Annotated in this window: 16 protein-coding genes; 10 read left to right on the top strand and 6 right to left on the bottom strand. The window is 63.3% G+C overall.

The genetic code is table 11. The annotated features are described in order from the left end of the window. Positions 1-27: 27 nt before the first annotated feature. Positions 28-1548: an acetaldehyde dehydrogenase ExaC gene (gene exaC / locus ACN8M7_RS23155; protein ID WP_490262295.1), complete on the bottom strand. Its 1521-nt coding sequence runs from the start codon at positions 1546-1548 to the stop codon at positions 28-30. A gap of 351 nt (positions 1549-1899) precedes the next feature. Here exaC and qhpR point away from each other — a divergent pair, with 351 nt between their 5' ends. Beyond that, positions 1900-2970 carry an AraC-like transcriptional regulator QhpR gene (gene qhpR / locus ACN8M7_RS23150; RefSeq protein ID WP_061241093.1) on the top strand — a complete coding sequence of 357 codons (1071 nt, stop codon included), beginning with the start codon at positions 1900-1902 and terminating at the stop codon, positions 2968-2970. A 4-nt stretch (positions 2971-2974) separates the two neighbouring features. On the opposite strand, the gene ACN8M7_RS23145 is transcribed toward qhpR, so the two are convergent. From ACN8M7_RS23145 to yjeH, 5 genes are all read right to left on the bottom strand, one after another. Continuing rightward, the gene (locus ACN8M7_RS23145) at positions 2975-3295 is read right to left on the bottom strand and encodes a glutaredoxin family protein (protein WP_061241094.1); all 321 of its coding nucleotides are present in this window, start codon (positions 3293-3295) and stop codon (positions 2975-2977) included. Next, entirely contained in the window at positions 3292-4137 is an 846-nt protein-coding gene (locus ACN8M7_RS23140) for a polyphosphate kinase 2 family protein (protein ID WP_490262294.1), read from the bottom strand. Before ACN8M7_RS23140 ends, ACN8M7_RS23145 begins: the two co-directional genes overlap by 4 nt. A 1-nt stretch (position 4138) precedes the next feature. Then, positions 4139-5146: a nucleoid-associated protein YejK gene (gene yejK, locus ACN8M7_RS23135; protein ID WP_490262293.1), complete on the bottom strand. Its 1008-nt coding sequence runs from the start codon at positions 5144-5146 to the stop codon at positions 4139-4141. Positions 5147-5435: 289 nt separating this feature from the next. Then, the gene (locus tag ACN8M7_RS23130) at positions 5436-6761 is read right to left on the bottom strand and encodes a TAXI family TRAP transporter solute-binding subunit (protein WP_490262292.1); all 1326 of its coding nucleotides are present in this window, start codon (positions 6759-6761) and stop codon (positions 5436-5438) included. A gap of 171 nt (positions 6762-6932) precedes the next feature. Next, positions 6933-8186, bottom strand: a complete 1254-nt coding sequence (gene yjeH / locus ACN8M7_RS23125) for an L-methionine/branched-chain amino acid transporter (RefSeq protein ID WP_490262291.1) — start codon at positions 8184-8186, stop codon at positions 6933-6935. Between the two features lie 123 nt (positions 8187-8309). Here yjeH and ACN8M7_RS23120 point away from each other — a divergent pair, with 123 nt between their 5' ends. The 9 genes from ACN8M7_RS23120 to ACN8M7_RS23080 all read left to right on the top strand — a co-directional run bounded on the left by ACN8M7_RS23120 (position 8310) and on the right by ACN8M7_RS23080 (position 18709). Then, complete coding sequence (locus ACN8M7_RS23120; RefSeq protein WP_490262290.1) at positions 8310-8729, top strand: Lrp/AsnC family transcriptional regulator; 420 nt, start codon at positions 8310-8312, stop codon at positions 8727-8729. Then, positions 8726-9946 carry an exonuclease subunit SbcD gene (gene sbcD / locus ACN8M7_RS23115; RefSeq protein ID WP_490262289.1) on the top strand — a complete coding sequence of 407 codons (1221 nt, stop codon included), beginning with the start codon at positions 8726-8728 and terminating at the stop codon, positions 9944-9946. Before ACN8M7_RS23120 ends, sbcD begins: the two co-directional genes overlap by 4 nt. A gap of 276 nt (positions 9947-10222) precedes the next feature. Then, entirely contained in the window at positions 10223-10849 is a 627-nt protein-coding gene (locus ACN8M7_RS23110; protein ID WP_490262288.1) for a LysE family translocator, read from the top strand. Positions 10850-11508: 659 nt separating this feature from the next. After that, entirely contained in the window at positions 11509-12021 is a 513-nt protein-coding gene (locus ACN8M7_RS23105) for a GNAT family N-acetyltransferase (protein ID WP_490262287.1), read from the top strand. Between the two features lie 84 nt (positions 12022-12105). Then, entirely contained in the window at positions 12106-12855 is a 750-nt protein-coding gene (locus ACN8M7_RS23100; RefSeq protein WP_061241103.1) for an outer membrane protein, read from the top strand. A gap of 136 nt (positions 12856-12991) precedes the next feature. Continuing rightward, the gene (locus ACN8M7_RS23095; RefSeq protein ID WP_490262286.1) at positions 12992-13597 is read left to right on the top strand and encodes an HD domain-containing protein; all 606 of its coding nucleotides are present in this window, start codon (positions 12992-12994) and stop codon (positions 13595-13597) included. Positions 13598-13802: 205 nt separating this feature from the next. Further along, positions 13803-14783 carry a GGDEF domain-containing protein gene (locus tag ACN8M7_RS23090; RefSeq protein WP_490262285.1) on the top strand — a complete coding sequence of 327 codons (981 nt, stop codon included), beginning with the start codon at positions 13803-13805 and terminating at the stop codon, positions 14781-14783. 68 nt (positions 14784-14851) lie between these two features. After that, on the top strand, positions 14852-15214 hold the full coding sequence (locus ACN8M7_RS23085; RefSeq protein WP_490262284.1) for a hypothetical protein: 363 nt from the start codon (positions 14852-14854) through the stop codon (positions 15212-15214). 60 nt (positions 15215-15274) lie between these two features. Then, positions 15275-18709 (top strand): SbcC/MukB-like Walker B domain-containing protein, encoded by a 3435-nt coding sequence (locus ACN8M7_RS23080; RefSeq protein WP_490262283.1) that lies wholly within the window; start codon positions 15275-15277, stop codon positions 18707-18709. Position 18710 lies beyond the last annotated feature (1 nt).

Here is an 18710-nt window from a genome sequence, read left to right as displayed (position 1 = left end):
GGGTGATCGTGTCGAGGGAATGGCAGATCAAAAGAAGCCCAGCGGATTGATGTCGTAGCTGACCAGCAGGTTCTTGGTCTGCTGGTAGTGATCGAGCATCATCTTGTGGGTTTCGCGCCCGACCCCGGACTTCTTGTAGCCGCCGAAGGCAGCGTGCGCCGGGTACAGGTGGTAGCAGTTGGTCCATACGCGCCCGGCCTTGATCGCACGGCCCATGCGGTAGGCCACGTTCATGTCGCGGCTCCACACGCCGGCACCCAGGCCGAACTCGGTGTCGTTGGCAATGGCCAGGGCTTCGGCTTCGTCCTTGAAGGTGGTCACGCCGATCACCGGGCCGAAGATCTCTTCCTGGAACACGCGCATCTTGTTGCTGCCCTTGAGCAGGGTCGGCTGGATGTAGTAACCGCTGGCCAGGTCGCCTTCGAGTTTCTCTACGCCACCGCCGGTCAGCACCTGCGCGCCTTCCTGCTGGGCGATCTCCAGGTAGCTGAGGATCTTGTCGAACTGCTGCTGCGAGGCCTGGGCGCCGACCATGGTCTCGGTGTCCAGCGGGTCGCCACGCTTGATCTGCTTGACCTTCTTCATCACCTCGACCATGAAGGCGTCGTAGATCGACTCCTGCACCAGTGCGCGCGACGGGCAGGTGCACACCTCGCCCTGGTTGAAGAAGCCCAGCACCAGACCTTCGGCGGCTTTCTCGATGAAGGCCGGCTCGGCGTTCATGATGTCGGCGAAGAAGATGTTCGGCGATTTGCCGCCCAGCTCGACGGTGCTCGGGATGATGTTCTCGGCGGCGCACTTGAGGATGTGCGAGCCGACCGGGGTGGAGCCGGTGAAGGCGATCTTGGCGATGCGCTTGCTGGTGGCCAGCGCTTCGCCGGCCTCACGACCGAAGCCCTGGACGATATTGAGCACGCCCGGCGGCAGCAGGTCGCCGATGATTTCCGCCAGCAGGGTGATCGACAGCGGGGTCTGCTCGGCCGGTTTGAGCACAATGGCATTGCCGGCAGCCAGGGCCGGGGCGAGTTTCCAGGCGGCCATCAGCAGCGGGAAGTTCCACGGGATGATCTGCCCGACCACGCCCAGCGGTTCGTGGAAGTGGTAGGCCACGGTGCCGTCGTTGATTTCGGCGGTGCTGCCTTCCTGGGCGCGGATGCAGCCGGCGAAATAACGGAAGTGATCAGCGGCCAGCGGTACGTCGGCGTTGAGGGTTTCGCGCACAGCCTTGCCGTTATCCCAGGTCTCAGCGACGGCCAGCAGCTCGAGGTTGGCTTCGATGCGGTCGGCGATCTTCAGCAGGATATGCGAGCGCTCCTGCACGCTGGTGCGACCCCAGGCGTCGGCGGCGGCATGCGCGGCGTCCAGCGCCTTGTCGATGTCGGCGGCGTTGGAACGGGGGAATTCGGCGATCACCGAGCCATCGACCGGGCTGGTGTTGCTGAAGTACTGGCCACTGAGCGGGGCGACGAACTCGCCGCCGATGTAGTTGCCGTAGCGCGGCTTGAGGGTGACGACGGCGCCTGCGGTACCGGGTTTGGCATAAATCATGAGGAGTCTCTCCGTAACGACGGTTGTTGTAGTTATGTGCAGCGAGGGCTGTGCAAGGAGCACTCACCACGATCATGAAACGATTTCATGTGATGAACTTGACGCTACAGCTGAGCGGCTGTCGTCTGCAGTCAAGTTTCGGCCTTCGGGGATGAACGTGTCGTAAAGGGATAAATTCCACCGCCCTGTTCGGGTGCGAGTGTTTCCATATGACTCGTTTTGGGGCGTGATCGGCCAGTGGGGTTTGCTCTTGGGGGCTCTGGAGCGAGGCCTGGTGTGCGTTCGATGATCGCTTTCGGTGCCCGGTGTGTTTCTTGCTTCTTTTGCAGGCTTGTCACCGAGGAGGCATCGATGAGTTCCCTTACTGCCCAGCCCACAGGTTTGTCTTCCCAGCAGGGCGCGCCGAGCAATGCCGGCGTGTTGGCTGCAGCCGCCAGCGGGCTATGCGGTTTCATCGAGAAGCATGGCGGCGACGCTGACCGCATCCTCGGTGTGTCGGGCATCGATCCCGAATTGCTGCGTCATCCGACCCTGAGCCTGGCGTTACCGAACTACTGTCAGGTGCTGGAGGAAGCGGCGCGTCAGTCCGGCTGCGATAACTTCGGCCTTTACTACGGGCAGCAGTTCAGGCCGCAGGCGCTTGGTCTGCTGGGCTATATCGGCTTGTGTTCGGCGACGTTGGAACAGGCGCTGATCAACTTCGCCCGTGCCTTTCCGCTGCATCAGCGCAACAGCCTGATTCGCCTGGTCGATGCGGGCGAGTGTTACCGCTTCGATTATCAGATTCGCCACGGCGCGATTCTCAGCCGCCGTCAGGACGCCGAGTTGACCCTGGGCATGGCGCTCAATCTGATCCGCCACGTACTGGGTAGCCAATGGGCGCCGCGGGCGGTGCACTTCGAGCATCCACGCCCGGAGCACTGGCATGAGCACTGCAAAGTGTTCGATGCGCCGGTTTATTTCGAGCAGCCATTCAATTCTCTGCTGATCCCCAAGCGCGGCCTGAACCGGGCGATGCCGGAGCACGATCCGGTGCTGTTGCTGGTGATGCAGGATTCGCTGCGGCAGCTCAGTCAGCAGAGCATGCGCAGCGAGCAGGATATTGCCGACGACACCCGTGCGCAGATTCGTCAGCAGTTGCTCTCAGGCGAGCCGACACTGGAAGGCGTGGCCGAACAGATGGGCATGACCAGCTGGTCCTTGCAGCGACGCCTGCGTGAGCAGGGGCTGAGCTTCTCGACGGTGGTGGACAAGCTGCGTTGCGAGCTGGCGACCCATTACCTGAGCCAGCAGCAACTGCCGATCACCGCCCTGGCGCCGCTGCTCGGATACTCCGAGGCCAGCGCATTCTCCCGCGCGTTTCGCCGCTGGTTCGGCGTCAGCCCGCGGCAGTGGCGGCGCGAGGGCGACGCTTCAGATTGATACGTCAGTAGGCTGCACGGATGGCGCGCACGTCATAACCGTGGATGACCTGCCCGCGCATGTCGATCACCGGTATGCCGCGCCCGCCCAGGGCCTGGTAAGTGGCACGACCGGCGCTGTCCTTCTCGATATCCACTTCGCGGTAGGCGATGCCGTCCTCGGCGAACAGTTCGCGGGTCTTGGCGCAATAGCCGCACCAACTGGTGGCGTAGAGGACGATCTCGCCACTGGCGTTGCCGGCCTGTGGCGGGTTGAGCCAGCGGTCGAGTTTGTCCCAGTTTTGCCACAAGGCCAGGGCAGCGAGAATCAGCAGGATCTTCTTCATGGCAACACGTCCTTGTGCGTGGTGGCGGCCGTCAGTTGTTGCAGAGTAAAGGGTGCCGGCTGATCCGGCCACCGCAGTTGCAAACGCTCCAGCTCGCGGGCCAACAGGCTGGCCAGCAGCAGGTCGCGCAGCCAGCGCTTGTGCGCGGGGATCACGTACCAGGGCGCGTCGGCGTGGTGGCTGGTGCTCAGCAGCTCGCTCCAGCGGCGCTGACGCTCGTCGAACTGGCGATGTGAGCGCAGGTCGCTGCTCTTGAGCTTCCAGCGCTTTTCCGGTTTTTCCAGGCGATCGACCAGGCGCCGGTACTGCTCGGCCTTGTCGATCTGCAGGTAGCACTTGAGGATGTGGATGCCCTGCGCCGGCAGCTGCCGCTCGAAGGCCAGCACGTCGGCCAGGCGTTCGGGCAGTGCGTCCTCGCCACAGAGCCCGTCCAGCGGGTCGCTGATCAGCGCTTCGTAGTGGCTGCGATTGAACACCCCGAGCATGCCTGGCGCCGGCAGGCGCTGGCGATAGCGTTCGAGGAAGTGTGCCTGGCGCTCCCGCGCGCTCGGCACCTGGAAGCTGTGAATGCTCAGGCCCTGTGGGTTGCAGGCGCTCAGTACCCGGCGGATCACACCGTCCTTGCCACTGCAGTCAGGCCCTTGCAGCACCAGCAGCACGGCCTGGCGCCGGTTGGCCCAGAGCCGCGTCTGCTGCTCCAGCAGCCAGGGCTTGAGCTGCTCCAGGCGAGCCTTGGCTGGGTGCTTGTCGAGGCCGAAGGTGCGCGCCGGGTCGCCAGTCAGCGGGGCTTCGCGCTGGCACAGGCAGGCGTCGAGCACCTCATCCGCCAGGCGCGCGTTCATCTCAGTCCTGACGGCGCTTGAGCTGATCCTTCAGCTGGGTCGGCAGCTGGCGGATGATCAGCATGTCGCGGCCCTCGTCATACTCGACCTTCGAGCCCAGCAGGTGCGCTTCGAAGCTGATCGACAGGCCTTCGGCACGCCCGGTGAAGCGCTGGAACTGGTTGAGGGTGCGCTTGTCCGCCGGAAATTCCGGGGCCATGCCGTAGTCCTTGTTGCGGATGTGCTCGTAGAAGGCGCGCGGGCGGTCTTCGTCGATCAGCCCGGACAGCTCGTCGAGGGTGATCGGCTCGCCCATCTTGGCTTGGCTGGTGGCGTAGCCGACCAGGGTCTTGGTCTTTTCGCGGGCCTGTTCTTCGGGCAGGTCTTCGCTTTCGACGAAGTCGCTGAACGCCTTGAGCAGGGTACGGGTTTCGCCCGGACCGTCGACGCCTTCCTGGCAGCCGATGAAGTCGCGGAAGTAGTCCGAGACCTTCTTGCCGTTCTTGCCCTTGATGAAGGAGATGTATTGCTTGGACTGCTTGTTGTTCTGCCACTCGCTGATATTGATGCGCGCGGCCAGGTGCAATTGGCCAAGATCCAGGTGCTTGGCCGGGGTTACGTCCAGCGCGTCGGTCACTGCCACGCCTTCGCTGTGGTGCAGCAGGGCGATGGCCAGGTAGTCGGTCATGCCTTGCTGGTAGTGGGCCAGCAGCACGTGGCCGCCGGTGGAGAGGTTGGATTCCTCCATCAGCTTCTGCAGGTGCTCGACGGCCTGGCGGCTGAAGGCGGTGAAGTCCTGCTCGCCGTCGAGGTAGGCCTTGAGCCAGCCGCTGAACGGGTAGGCGCCGGACTCCTCGTGGAACAGGCCCCAGGCCTTGCCCTGCTTGGCGTTGTAACTCTCGTTGAGGTCGGCCAGCAGGTTTTCCATGGCTTGCGAGGTGGCCAGCTCGCTGTCGCGGGCGTGCAGTACGGCAGGGCTGCCGTCGGGCTTCTTGTCGATCAGGTGGACGATGCAGTGACGGATCGGCATGGCGGTCTCGATGGGCAAATTCAAACAGGGGCGCAGTTTACCCGAAGCGGGTCGTGGATTCTGGTGCGGATGCATCGCTGAAGGGGATGCAGCAGATCGCGGCTGAAGCCCCTGGAGGTCGTCGCGAGCTACAAAGCCAGAGCTTTCGCGGCTGAAGCCGCTCCTACAGGGAGACGTCTTGTAGGAGCGGCTTCAGCCGCGATAGCTGTTCTGGTTGCGTAGGCTGGATTTATCCACCGCGTCGGCATCAGAACCTGCGCATCGGTGGACATGAACAGCGATGTCCCCCCTAGGATTGGCGGCGCTGCTGCAGTGCGCGCAACCGCTCGATCACATAGCGCACGTGCAGGTGCAGCTCGTACAGCTGGTTGGAGTACGACAGCGGCACTTCCACGGCGGCCAACTCCTGTTCCAGGTGTTCCAGGCGCTCGATTTCACTGTCGAGTTCGGCTGGCAGTGAGCCAGCGTGCAGTTTGCGATCGACTTCACGCAGGTACTTGTACCAGCGGTAGATGCGCGCGCGGATGCGCCACTGGTAGATCGGCCCGACCGCCTTGAACAGCGGGATCATCACCACGATCAAAGGGATCAGCAGGATGATGTAGCGGTCGGCCAGCGAGGCGATGCGAAACGGCAGGTAGCGCTGCAGGATCGGCAGGCCCTTTTCATAGTAGTGCACGGCATCCTTGTGCAGTTCGAAGGTGCGCGGCTCGGCGCTGGGGAAGGTGCCGGCAGCGTCGAGCAGGGTGCCGTCGCGCATCACTTCGCGGCTGGCTTCGAGAAACAACGGCACCAGGCCGGGGTTGAAGTCTTCGTTGACCACCAGAGTGGCCACCGGCGCCAGAGTGACGATGTCGCGATCCGGGGCGTTGCTGGCCAGGTCGAGCAGGCCCTCGCCGACGGTCACCTGATTGAAGAACGGCAGGCGCGCTTCGTAGGCCGCCGCGCGGCGAAAGTGCGCCAGGGCGATATCCGGGTTGGCCGCCAGTTGCTGCACCAGGGTATTTTCCGCCGGGCCGACGAAGAAGGCCGCGTCCAGTTCGCCGGCCATCAGCGCGCGGGCTGCCTTGCCACCGCCGAGGCTCTGCCAGCTCGGTGGATATTGCTCCGGCGAGATGGCGTTGGCGCCGAGGATGGCATCACTGGCGGCGCGGGTGCCGCTGCCTTCGCCGCCGAGGCCGAGGCGCAGCGGCAGCAGATCGGCGATGCGATCCAGGCTGACGTCACGGCGGTAGAACAGCCACAGTGGTTCCTGATAGATCGCCCCCAGGCTTTCCAGCTGGTGCCGCTGCTCGGGCGCCAGCTGGCGCTCCAGGCCGCTCTGCACCAGGGCGATCTGCACTTCCGGGTCCTTGGCCAGCAGGCGCTGCAGGTTGTCGCGCGAGCCGGACGACGGCACCAGAGTCAGCTCGAAACCCTCCTTGGCCAGTTCTTCCTTCAGGCGCTCGGCGAACTGCTGGTAGGCGCCACCCTGGGCGCCGGTGACCATGCTGGCGCTCATCGGCGGTGGCGGCGCGACGAACTGGAACAGCGCCCAGACCAGGCCAGCCACCACCGGGACTATCCACAGGTTGGCCAGGATCATGATTTTCAGGTCATTGAGTACGCGGCGCATGGGGCTTCCTTTCGGCGAATTCAGCCTAAGGATAGAACCCCATGTGCCCCGAGGTCATCTGCAGCGTGGCTGGCCGCTAGCAACACGGTGGACAGGCGTAGGGTGGACGACGCTTCACCCGTCCACCGACAGCGCCTTGCGTGATGGTGGATGAAAAGAGCGTCATTCACCCTACGCCAGCGCCTTGTGCCTGGCGCGCAGATGGCTGAACAGCAGCAAGGCGGCGAGTAGCACCACGGCATACAGTGCATCGCTGCCCAGCATGGCCAGCACCGCTGCACAGAGCAGCGCGCTGAGCCCGGCCAGCAGACGCCAGACGCCGCGCAGCAACACCCAGCCTGCGGCCATGCTGAGCAGGTAGATCAGCACGAAGTTGCCGTTGGCGTAGCGGATCAGGTCGTCCACCGACAGATTCATGGTGGCCGACAGCACGGCGCACAGCGCGCAACTGATCACCACCAGCAGCAAGGCCTTGCCGGGCACGCCCTGGCGGTTGCGTACGGCCAGGGCAGTGGGCAGGCGGCCTTCCTCGGCCAGGCTCCAGATCAGCCGGGCGAAACCCTGGATGTACACGTTCATCGAGGCGAAGCAGGCCAGATAGCCGAGCACCGCCACCAGCACTCGCGCCCGCTCGCCCAGCAATTGCTCGAACAGGCGGGGCAGGGCGGTGGTGTCGCTGTGTACGTCGCCGTAGGTGGCGAAACTCAGCACCGCTACGGAACAGGCCCAGTACACCAGGCCGGCCAGCAGTACGCCGAGCAGCAGCGCCAGGGGAAAGTCCCGCTCCGGGTGTTTGAACTCCTCGCCCAGATGGGTGAAGGCTTCGATACCGACGAAGCACCAGAACATCACCCCCAGCGCAGTCGGCAACAGGTGCCATTGGCCGTCCATGGCCGGCAGCAGGGGCTGGCTGGCGCGCGGCAGATCACCCATCCACCAGATCAGCGCCACGCTGGATACGATGGACACGGCGATCAGGCCCTGCAGCAGGCCTGACGCCTTTGGCGGGCGCTGGCCGAGCAGGAGGATGGCGCCTAGCGTGGCCAGTTCGATGGCCAGCAGCCCGGCCCGGTCGAGATCGAACAGCGCCAGCCAGAAGCCGCTGGCGATATGCAGCGCAGCGGGCAAGCCGACCGGCAGTACGGCGAGAAACAACAGGGCGCTGACGCCTTCCATGCGCAGGCCAAAGGCGCGGCCGATCAGATGCGGCGCGCCGCCGGCGTGGGGGAAGCGCTTGCCCAGTTGGGCGAAGGTGAAGGCCACCGGCAGCACCAGGGCAATCAGGATCATCCAGGCCCATAGCGACGCCTGGCCTGCGGCGGTGGCGGCCAGTGCCGGCACCACGAAGATGCCAGTGCCGAGCAGCGAGGTGCTGAGCAGGGCGACACCCTGCAGCAGGCCCAATTCCTTGTTCAATCGACTCATGGGGTATGCTCGTCACTTTTCAGATGCCGCCATGGTAGAGCGCCGCCCGATTACAGGCTGCCGCCTTTTGCCGACGAAATGGCGGTTTCCACCGTCAACCTGATTGCCGCCCCGAGAAGCCCCGTGGACAAGTTTGATCGTCAGATCCTCGCCCTGCTGCGCAGCGATGCGCGCACCTCCGTCAGCCAGATCGCCCGTGAGGTCAATCTTTCCCGTTCGGCGGTCAGCGAGCGGATTCGCCATCTGGAAGAGAGCGGGGTGATTCGCGGCTATCACGCCCAGGTTGCGGTGCCGGGCGAGGGCGGAGTCAGGGCTTACCTCGAGCTCTTCTACCGGAACGCCCGTTGCCAGGATTACGTCGAGCGCATGCGCGAATACCCGGAAATCCGCCATTGCAGCGGCATCAGCGGCGAGACCGACATGCTGGTACTGGTCGAGGCGCCGAGCATGGCGCGCCTGAGCGAGGTGCGCGCAGCCATCGAAGCCTTCCCGCAGATGCAGCGGGTCAAGACCCATGTCGTCGTACAGGACTGGCCGCTATGAGCCTGCGCGTCCTGCACAGCTCCGACTGGCACCTGGGCCAGCACTTCATGGGCAAGACCCGCCAGGCCGAGCACCAGGCCTTCTGCGCCTGGCTGCTGGAGCAGGTACGCACGCACCAGGTGGACATGCTACTGATCGCCGGTGATGTATTCGACACCGGCGCACCGCCCAGCTATGCCCGTGAGCAGTATTACCGCCTGGTGGTCGAACTGCGCGATGCCGGTTGCGCTCTGATCGTGCTCGGCGGCAACCACGACTCGCCGGCCATGCTCGGCGAGAGCCGCAGCCTGCTGGCGCAACTGGGCACCCAGGTGGTGCCGGGCGTGGGGCTCGACCTCGCCGAACAGGTGCTGCTGCTCAATGATCGCGCCGGCCAGCCCGGCGCCATCCTCTGTGCCATCCCCTTCATTCGCCCGCGCGATGTGCTGGCCAGTCAGGCCGGGCAGAGCGCGCAGGACAAGCAACAATCACTACAGCAGGCCATCGCCGAGCATTACCAGGCCTTGTACGAGCTGGCGCTGGGCAAGCGCGAGGCGTTGGGCCAGGCGCTGCCGATCATCGCCACCGGCCACTTGACCACCGTTGGTGCCAGTGCCAGCGAATCGGTGCGCGAGATCTACGTCGGCAGCCTGGAAGCCTTCCCCACCAGTGCCTTCCCCCCAGCCGATTACATCGCCCTGGGTCATATCCATCGCCCGCAGAAGGTCGGCGGCCTGGAGCACATCCGCTACAGCGGCTCGCCCATTGCCCTGTCCTTCGACGAAGCGCGCCAGCAGAAGGAGGTGCTGCTGCTGGAGTTCGCTGATAGTGCGTTGCAATCGATCACGCCGCTGGCCGTGCCGGTGTTCCAGCCCATGGCCAGCCTGCGCGGTTCGCTCAAGGAACTGGCCGATGCCATCGCAGGCATCGCCAGCCAGGGCACGCCCGAACGGCCCGTCTGGCTGGAAGTACAGGTGAGCAGCGACGACTACCTGAGCGATCTGCAAAGCCGCATCAACACTCTGTGCGAAGGGCGCCCCGTGGAAGTGCTGCGCATCCGCCGCGAGCGTGGCAATGTGGCAGCCAGCCTGGCCAGCGAAGCACGGGAAACGCTGGACGAGCTGAGCGTGGAAGACGTCTTCGCCCGCCGCCTGCAGCAAGAGACATTTGAAGAAGAGGATGCCCGGCGCCTGCAGGGTTTGTATCGGCAGGTGCTGGAGGCGCTGCCCAAGGCTTAGCGGCACAGACCCTGTAGCCCGGATGCAATCCGGGAATGGCGCTCGCGATAATCTCTGTCGGCCTAGCAGACTCTGAACTGCGCAGATATCACTAACCGGCGCCCAATTGCCAACCATCAGAGAAAGGCGTTGACCTCGGCAGTATCAGTAATTGGCTGGTAATAGCATTATTTGAAAGAGTTTTTCAGGGCGAGGATGAGGAGGGTGCGGAGTTATACGGAAGACTCTACTATCGGATTAGTGCTGTCTCCACCTAATCACTGTTAGGCCTGCCACATGACCGAAACTCTCCTCCTCTTCGCCATCGTCGCGTTCATCGGCATCGCAACGCCCGGCCCCACGGTGTTGCTGGCGCTTACGAACGGCTCCCGCCTTGGCGTCCGAGCGTCGGTTCCTGGCATGGTCGGCGCGGTGTTGTCCGACTTCCTCCTCATCGGAGCCGTGGCGCTTGGCCTCGGCGCCTTGCTCGCCGCCTCGGAATTCTGGTTCTCGGTCGTCAAGTGGGTTGGTGTTGCGTACTTGGCCTATCTGGGCCTGCGCCTGTTGCGATCCACCGGTTCACTTGCACTTCCATCAGAAGAGAGTGGGGGCTTTGCGCCCAGTCGGCGCACCGTCTTCCTCCGTAGCCTGCTCGTCGCAGTCACGAATCCAAAGGGATACCTCTTCTTTTCCGCATTCCTGCCGCAGTTCATTGTGCCCTCGGAGCCCCAGTGGCCGCAGTACTTGGCATTCGCGGTCACCTTCGCAAGCATCGACTTCGCCGTCATGCTCGGCTATGCATGCGCCGGAGCCCAGGCAATGAAGGTGCTTCGGGCAAAGGGTGCACTCTGGTTGGAGAGAGTTTGTGGTGGTGCCCTTCTCGCATTGGCCGGCTCTCTAGCGCTCTACCGAAAGCAGGTCTAACCCTCCGCTTAAGGGGCCGTCGTCCGCCGCTCAGCTCAAACATCAGGTGCACTCATGGAAGAGCCCGCAAAACCTGCCCAGGCAAACACCAGCAGTAACTTGGTCTTCTATGGCATTGTCATTTGTGGGCTAGGTGGCAGTTTATGGCTCATATACATGGTCTATACAGCCATAATCATGATCATCTCTGACAAAGGGCTAGAAACTTATAGAGCCTTCTGGTTAGTACAGTTTAATTGGTATGGTTTTCTTGCTTTTGCAGTAGCGTGTACCGGTGCTATTGTCATTTGTCTTTGGTTTCGGTGGCACGAAAAAATGCAATGGAAAAGCCTTCAGAAAATATGCTCGGCGTAAACGCACACCTAACTCGTGTATATGGACTCTCCCCACAAGTAGTGAGCAAAGCTTTGCTTTTGCACTTGTCGTCAGCGCGGTTGCATTCGTATATCCGGCCTGTGTTGGGCTTTGCCGCCCTGGCCATTCTGTAGTTCGCGCAGCGAAAAAAGGGGTAGATTTATTTATGGCACAGCGCTATCAGGCTAAAAATAAATTTGTCCCCTTTTCGGTCCCCTTTTCGGAAAACAATGGGCACATTGGGGCGTACTTCCAATCGGAGAATAAACCTGCTCCTTTTATCCTTTCACTCTCCGTAGACCTTAATGAACATTGATCGAGCCACCCTTTCGGACGTTCGTGCAATAGCAGAGATTCATGTTGATGCGTGGCGTTCGGCTTACGCCCGAATCCTGCCTGCGGATTATTTAGCCTCGCTATCGGCCTCTCAGCGAGAGGCCATGTGGAGGGCTGTCGTCGAATCTGGGCTGCCGGATCTGCTCGTCGCCAAGGACAACGGCGATGTCCTCGGTTGGGTAGCTTTTGGCGAGTGCAGGGACCAGGATGCAAAACCTTCTCAGGCGGAGGTCTGGGCTATCTATGTCGCACCGACCAGTTGGTCTGCGGGCGTTGGTCGCCAACTGTGGCAGCGGACCCGGGGCATTCTGTCCGAGCGGGGTTACAGCGTATGTAGCCTGTGGGTCTTGCCAGAGAATGAGCGGGCAATCCGTTTCTATCGGTCAGTCGGGTTTGGGGCAGATGATGTACCTCCGCAGCAGTTCGAACTGGGTGGTAGCTGTTTTCAAGAGGTTCGCTACATTTGCCCACTTGTTGCCTAGTTCTTCTGCTTTCATTGGTGCACATCAGTTCATCACTACTATCTTGATAGCAGGCCTTAAAGGAAGCTTCAGGAAGGGGGTGGTATGCGCAATCAATCATGGCTGCTGGTTTCTCTCGTCGGCGTGTTTTCTCCAGTTGCGGCGTGGGCTGAATCAGGGGCGGCTGATTTCTCTTTGAAAGCGCGGCAAGACGGCGGCTTCTTTGCCGGTGTGGATGTGCTGACCGGCAAGGCTTATGGCTCGTCCGATACGAAGGATGGTGGTGCACCGTTCGCGGGTGGCGGTGTTGTCGATGAGGTGAAGTTCAAGCGCACGACCGGGCTCGGTGGTCACGTTGGCTACCGCTTCGATTCGGCGTGGTCGGTTTTCGTCAGTTACCAGCACTCGCGGGGCGACGTCAGCTGGAACGCGGATTTCCCCATGCTGGGCGTCGCCTCTTCATACAAAGGCAAGGCCACCAGCAATATCGTGATGGGCAACGTGGCCTACGATCTCGCACTGTCGAAGGCGACAGCGTTGCGCCTGAGTGGCGGTGTCGGCGTGGCTTACAACAAGCTGGCCGACGTGGAGGAGCATAATCGACCTGGTGGTGAGTACCTGTCCGAGCTGGCTGAGGAAACGAAGCGCAACTGGGCAGCCCAGGTCGGCGTTGGCCTGCGTCACCGCGTCACGACGAATACCGAGTTGGGGCTGGATTTACTGGCCACCTATACCGGCGGTTTTGAAACCGGTGATAGCCGCTTCGGCAATCTTGGTGAAACCGAGATCAAACCCTATCGAATCGACGATGTCTGGCGAGCCGATCTCAACGCTTCCGTGCGCTATACGTTCTGATCGAGAGTACTGTCGAGTGCTCTGCGAGGGCCGCAGGCGTCACGCCGCATGCCCGCTTCGCAATGAGGCGGGCTAACCTCTCATCGACGCCGATACCATTCGCCAGTGGCTTAACTCCAGTGTCAGGCAATTGAGCATGATCATCCTCGAAACATCCTGGGTTAACGCCTGGTCAGATCTCGACCTACAGCCTCCGGCAGGTCTGTTCGAGCAGCTGGTTGGTGCCTACGAGCAACCGCAGCGGCACTACCACTCGCTGCAGCATCTAGCTGAATGCCTGGCGCATTTCGAGCAGTCACGGCATTTGGCGCAGCGACCGGGGGAGGTGGCCATCGCGCTCTGGTTCCATGACGCCGTCTACGACGTGCGCGGCAAGGACAACGAGCGCCAGAGCGCGGATTGGGCGTGCCGGGTGCTTGCGAGCTGTAAGGCCAGTCAGGTGACGTTGGCGCGGGTCGAGAAACTGATCATGGTCACTCGGCATGACGCGACGCCCAGCGAGCCGGATGAGCAGTTACTGGTGGATATAGACCTGGCGATTCTCGGGGCTGCGCCAGAACGTTTCGCCGAGTACGACGCCCAGGTACGTGCCGAGTACGCCTGGGTGCCGGGCTTCGTGTATCGAATGAAGCGGCGCTCTGTGCTCAAGTCATTTCTTGCACGACCGACTCTCTACAGCACGGATCATTTCAGAGCACGTTACGAGGCGCAGGCGCGGAGCAATCTCGCTGCCGTGCTGTGAAGCAGGGCCAGGGTTGCGATCCGCATCGCATCGGGCGCGAATAGCGTTCTATGCTGTGCAATAGTGGCTTTTCGACAGGGGAGTGAAAGTGCCGTTGTTCAATGCCTTGCGGCCAGCGCTTGACCCTTTGCATGGAGTGCCCGAAGCGACTCGGCAAGCCTTCGCCTGCTGGTATTTGCAGGCGAAGATTGCACAGATCCGCTACGTGGCGTTTCTTACAACCGGGCTGTACCTGATCTATGCCGCCATCGAACAGAATGTCGAGGCCGACCAGCCTTTCGCGCGGCTGATCGTTCATGCGTTGCTGGTGCCTGGGCTGCTGCTGGCGATCGGGCTGCTTAGCTTCCAGCCAAGGCAGCAGCCCTTGATGCTGGGTTTGCTGTCGGCCGCTCCAATCATCTCGGTAGTGGCCAATCTCTACTTCAACTTCGGCTCGCCGCGCTTTGCCTTCTACGCGCCGGAAATCTACCTCAACCTGATGTGGACCTTCGCCGTATCCGGGCTGACGCTCAAGCGCGCGATGCTCACGTCTCTGGTTTCTCTCACGGCGATCCTGCTGGTCACTCTGGAGCAGTCGCTGATGCCCGGCATGCAGCGCCTGCATCTGATCTGGATCCTGGCGTCGTTCTCCTTCGGACTGCTCAGCGCCTTTCTGCTGGAGAAGGCGCACAAGCGCATGTTCCTGCATCAGGACAGCCTGGCCCTGAGCGCCAGCATCGACAGCCTGACCGGGCTGTGGAATCGCTCGCGCACCCTGCATTTTCTGGTCGAGGAGGGCGCTCGGGCCAATCGCTACGGCACGCCGTTCTCGGTGGTGCTGATCGACATCGATCACTTCAAGAGCGTCAATGACACCCATGGCCATGCCGTGGGCGACAGTGTGCTGCGTCAGTTCGCCGGTCTGCTGCGCGATGGCGTGCGTGTGGTGGACAAGGTCGGGCGGCTCGGTGGCGAGGAGTTTCTCATCATCCTGCCTGAGATCGATGCGGCCCACGCGGAGCAGGCGATGCAGGCTCTGCAGCAACGCATCAACGGCTTCACCTTCGACCGCGTGCAACGCAAGAGCGCCAGCTTCGGCATCGCCGAATATCGTCCGGGGGAGAGCCTGGACAGCCTGATGGAGCGTGCGGACCAGGCGATGTACTGCGCCAAGGCCGGTGGCCGCGACCGTATCGCGATACTGTGAGTGCAGGCCTGAACCGGCCATGAACGGTATCGGTCGAAATCGCTACACCCCTTCCAGTGGAGAGCGTCATGCAAGTAACTGCACCGTTTATTCTCGCGGCTGTGGCCGTAGCCTTGCTAGCCGGCTGCGCCAAATCCTCCGGCGCGCACGACGCCAAGGTGACCGAGCAATGGCTGGGTCGCTGGAACGGGCCGGAGGGCACCTACCTGGACATCACCGGCGCGCCTGCCGATTATCGCCTGACCATCGCCAACCTCGATGGTCCACGGCGTTTCGTCGGGCGTGCGCAGGGGGCGAAGATCGTCTTCGTGCGCGACGGTGTGGTGGAGAGCATCCGTGCCACCGACGGCGAAGCCACCGGCATGAAATGGCTGCTGGACAAGCAGAACTGCCTGACCGTGCGCAGCGGCGAGGGCTATTGCCGCGACTGAGCCTGCAAGGCGCGGCGGACAATGCCAGAATGACGGCCTTCATCGGCTTACGACCTGTGCATGAAAATCCTCAGCCTGCGCCTCAAGAACCTCAATTCCCTCAAGGGCGAATGGAAGATCGACTTCGCCGCCGAGCCCTTCGCCGGTAGTGGCCTGTTCGCCATCACCGGGCCGACCGGCGCGGGCAAGACCACGCTGCTCGACGCCATCTGCCTGGCCCTGTATCACCGCACGCCGCGCATGAGCACGCTGTCGGCCAGCGGCAACGAACTGATGACCCGGCACACCGCCGATTGTCTGGCCGAGGTCGAGTTCGAGGTGAAAGGGCAGGGCTATCGTGCCTTCTGGAGCCAGCGCCGCGCGCGGGACAAGGTCGACGGTGCACTGCAGGCGCCCAAGGTCGAGCTGGCGCGGATCGAAGGCGGCGAAATCCTCACCGACAAGATCCGCGAGAAGGAAAGCCTGACTGCTGAACTGACCGGTCTGGACTTCGAGCGTTTCACCAAGTCCATGCTGCTGGCTCAGGGCGGTTTTGCCGCCTTTCTCGAAGCCAACGCCAACCAGCGCGCCGAACTGCTTGAAGAGCTGACCGGCACCGAGGTGTATGGGCAGATTTCCCAGCAGGTTTACGAGCGCACCAAGGCCGCCGAGCAGGCGCTGAATCTGCTGAAAAGTCGTGCCCAGGGCATGGAGCTGCTGGACGAGGCGCAGCGCGCCGAGCTGCAGGCCGAGATTGAGCGCTTGCGTAACGAGGAAGCGCCGCTGCTCGCCAGCCAGCAGCAATGGCTGGCGCAGCGCCGTTGGCGCGAGGACCTTCAGCAAGCCGAGCAGCAACAGCAGCAGGCGCGTCAGGCTTTGCACCAGGCGCAGCAGACGGCCGCCGCCGCAGCGGCTGACTTGCAGCGCCTGGCTGCCAGTGAGCCGGCCGCGCGTTTGCAGCCGTTGTATCAGAGCATGCAGCAGGCGCAGCGTGATCACCAGCAGGCCGACGTCAGCCTGCAGGCCTTGCAGCAGCAACTGCAGAGCAATGCCGAGGCCGAGGGGCAGCAGCTGTGGCTGGCCAGCCGCTATGCCGGGCAGGCGCTGCTGCAGCGGCAGGCCCAGCTGCAACATTTGGCTGTGCAGCATCAGCGTGTGCAGGCGCAACTCGATCAAGCGCCGCAGCGAGCACAGCTGGGGGAGCTGCTGGGAGGCTGGAGGGCGCAGTTCGACCGGCGCAGCCAGTTGCAGGCCGAGCAGCACGGCCTGCAGACGCGACTGCAGAACACCGCGCAGCAACTGCAGCGGGTGCAGGACGAGGTCGTCGAACTCGAACGCCAGACCCACGACGCAGGTGAAAAACTCGCTGCCGCTCAGGCCGCCGAGGTGCAGCAGCAACAGGCTCTGCAGGCGCTGCTGGGCGAGGGCGGTGAGGCCGGCTTGCGCCAGCGTTGGCAAGCGCTGCAGCAGCGCCTGCGTGGGCTGGAGCGCCTGCAGCAGCTGGCCGATGCGCGCGCGCAACTGCTGGCGCAGATCGCCACGCTGCAACCGCAGCTGGTCCGCCAGCAACAGCTGCATACCGAGCGCAACGAACAGATCGTCGCGCTGCGCGAGCGCTACAAGACGCTGCGCGAACAGATCGCCGACAAGGAGAAACTGCTCGAACAGGAGCAGCGCATCCAGGCACTGGACGTCTATCGCCAGCAGCTGCAGGCCGGTGACGCCTGCCCGCTGTGCGGCTCCCACGAGCATCCGGCGATCAGCGAATATCAGGCGCTGAATGTCCCGGCGACGCAGCAGGCGCTGCAGCTGGCCCGTGAACAACTGGAGCGCCTGAAAAACGAGGGTTCCAGCCTGGGTGAGGCGCAGGCCAAGCTCAGTGCGCAGATCGAGCAGCTGCAATTGCAGCTCGATCAGGCCCGCGAGCATTTGGCACAACGTGATGTGCAGTGGCAGCAACTGCAAGCCGAGCAGGCGTTCGAGCTGGCTGACGCGGCCGCGGTGCGCGAGCAACAGCAGATACACGAAACGCAGTTGGCCGAGCTGCAGGTGCGGCAGACCGAGCTGGACAGCCAGCAGCGCGTACTCGACCAGGCGCGCGTGGCCCGTGAGGCGGCCAGGCAGGCGCTGGAGGCGCTGGAAAAACGCCACCTGCAGGCGCAGGGCGAGCGTCGCACGCTGCAGACGCAGCAGGCCGATCAGCAGCAGCAACTGGATGCATTGCTGCACACGCAACAGGCTCAGGAACAGGCGCTGTTGGCGGCGCTGGATGGTTTTGCCGAGGTGTTGCCGGCTGATGGACAAGCCTGGCTGACCGCGCAGCAGTCTGCCTGGCAGAGCTGGCAGCAGGACCTGAGTCAGGCGCAGCAGCTACAGGAGCAGCAGCGTGAGGCTCAGCGCCTGCTTGGCGAAGCTCAGGCTCAGGCCGAACATTGGCTGCAGCGCTGGCAGGCCGCCGGCAGCGCAACGCTGGACGAGCCGGACCAGGAGGCGCAACCGGCGCAGGCGCTGGACTCAGCGCTCAGCCGTCTGGCAGCGGTGCAGCGCGAAGGTGCCGAGCTGCAAGGGCGCGAGCAGAGCTTGCAGGCGCAACTGGCGCAGACGCAGGCGCGGCTGGACGAGACTGGCGGGCACTGGTTGCAGGCGCTGACGGCCAGCCCCTTCGCCGATGAAGCGGCATTTCTCGCGGCGCGCCTCGATGACGCCGAACGCGAGCACCTGAGCGCCCTGCAGGCGCGCCTGCAGCAGGCGCAGAGTGAGGCCGGCACCTTGCTTGCCGCTGCCGAGGCGCACTGGCAGCAATTGCACGTGCAGGCGCTGAGCACATTGAGCCTGGCCGAACTGGATGAGCAACTACTGGCCGTGCAGGCGCGCTTGCGCACCTGCAGCGAACGCCTTGGCGAGCTGCGTGGCCAACTGCAGGCCGATGAGGCGCGGCGTAGCAGTCAGCAGGCGCTGTTTGCCGAGATCGAGACGCAGGCCGTTGAGCAGGCCTTGTGGCAACAGCTCAACGGCCTGATCGGCTCGGCCGACGGCGCCAAGTTCCGCAAGTTCGCCCAGGGCCTGACCCTCGACCATCTGATCCACCTGGCCAACCGCCAATTGGCACGCCTGCACGGTCGCTACCAACTGGCGCGCAAGAGCAGCGGTGAACTCGAACTGGAGGTGTGCGACACCTGGCAGGCTGACGTGGCGCGCGACTGCCGCACGCTGTCTGGTGGCGAGAGCTTCCTGGTCAGCCTGGCGCTGGCATTGGCGCTGTCGGACCTGGTCAGCCACAAGACCAGCATCGACTCGCTGTTTCTCGACGAGGGTTTTGGCACTCTGGACGGCGAGACGTTGGAGGTGGCGCTCGATGCTCTGGACAACCTCAACGCCAGCGGCAAGACCATCGGTGTGATCAGTCACGTCGAGGCGATGAAGGAGCGTATTCCCGTGCAGTTGCGGGTGCACAAGGGTGTCGGTCTGGGTTACAGCCGGCTCGACGCGCGTTTTGCGGTGAAGGAAGGAGCGTAGC

The sequence above is a fragment of the Pseudomonas spartinae genome, from assembly GCF_965197125.1.
GTDB lineage: Bacteria > Pseudomonadota > Gammaproteobacteria > Pseudomonadales > Pseudomonadaceae > Aquipseudomonas > Aquipseudomonas composti_A.
The sequence above is the reverse complement of the archived record's forward strand: the minus strand, read 5'-3'. Positions and strand labels throughout refer to the sequence as shown.

Excerpts from the sequence above, each read along its gene's own strand:
- exaC (WP_490262295.1), bottom strand. The coding sequence starts at position 1,548 with ATGATTTATGCCAAACCCGGTACCGCAGGCGCCGTCGTCACCCTCAAG.
- qhpR (WP_061241093.1), top strand. The coding sequence starts at position 1,900 with ATGAGTTCCCTTACTGCCCAGCCCACAGGTTTGTCTTCCCAGCAGGGC.
- ACN8M7_RS23145 (WP_061241094.1), bottom strand. The coding sequence starts at position 3,295 with ATGAAGAAGATCCTGCTGATTCTCGCTGCCCTGGCCTTGTGGCAAAAC.
- ACN8M7_RS23140 (WP_490262294.1), bottom strand. The coding sequence starts at position 4,137 with ATGAACGCGCGCCTGGCGGATGAGGTGCTCGACGCCTGCCTGTGCCAG.
- yejK (WP_490262293.1), bottom strand. The coding sequence starts at position 5,146 with ATGCCGATCCGTCACTGCATCGTCCACCTGATCGACAAGAAGCCCGAC.
- ACN8M7_RS23130 (WP_490262292.1), bottom strand. The coding sequence starts at position 6,761 with ATGCGCCGCGTACTCAATGACCTGAAAATCATGATCCTGGCCAACCTG.
- yjeH (WP_490262291.1), bottom strand. The coding sequence starts at position 8,186 with ATGAGTCGATTGAACAAGGAATTGGGCCTGCTGCAGGGTGTCGCCCTG.
- sbcD (WP_490262289.1), top strand. The coding sequence starts at position 8,726 with ATGAGCCTGCGCGTCCTGCACAGCTCCGACTGGCACCTGGGCCAGCAC.
- ACN8M7_RS23110 (WP_490262288.1), top strand. The coding sequence starts at position 10,223 with ATGACCGAAACTCTCCTCCTCTTCGCCATCGTCGCGTTCATCGGCATC.
- ACN8M7_RS23105 (WP_490262287.1), top strand. The coding sequence starts at position 11,509 with ATGAACATTGATCGAGCCACCCTTTCGGACGTTCGTGCAATAGCAGAG.
- ACN8M7_RS23100 (WP_061241103.1), top strand. The coding sequence starts at position 12,106 with ATGCGCAATCAATCATGGCTGCTGGTTTCTCTCGTCGGCGTGTTTTCT.
- ACN8M7_RS23095 (WP_490262286.1), top strand. The coding sequence starts at position 12,992 with ATGATCATCCTCGAAACATCCTGGGTTAACGCCTGGTCAGATCTCGAC.
- ACN8M7_RS23085 (WP_490262284.1), top strand. The coding sequence starts at position 14,852 with ATGCAAGTAACTGCACCGTTTATTCTCGCGGCTGTGGCCGTAGCCTTG.
- ACN8M7_RS23080 (WP_490262283.1), top strand. The coding sequence starts at position 15,275 with ATGAAAATCCTCAGCCTGCGCCTCAAGAACCTCAATTCCCTCAAGGGC.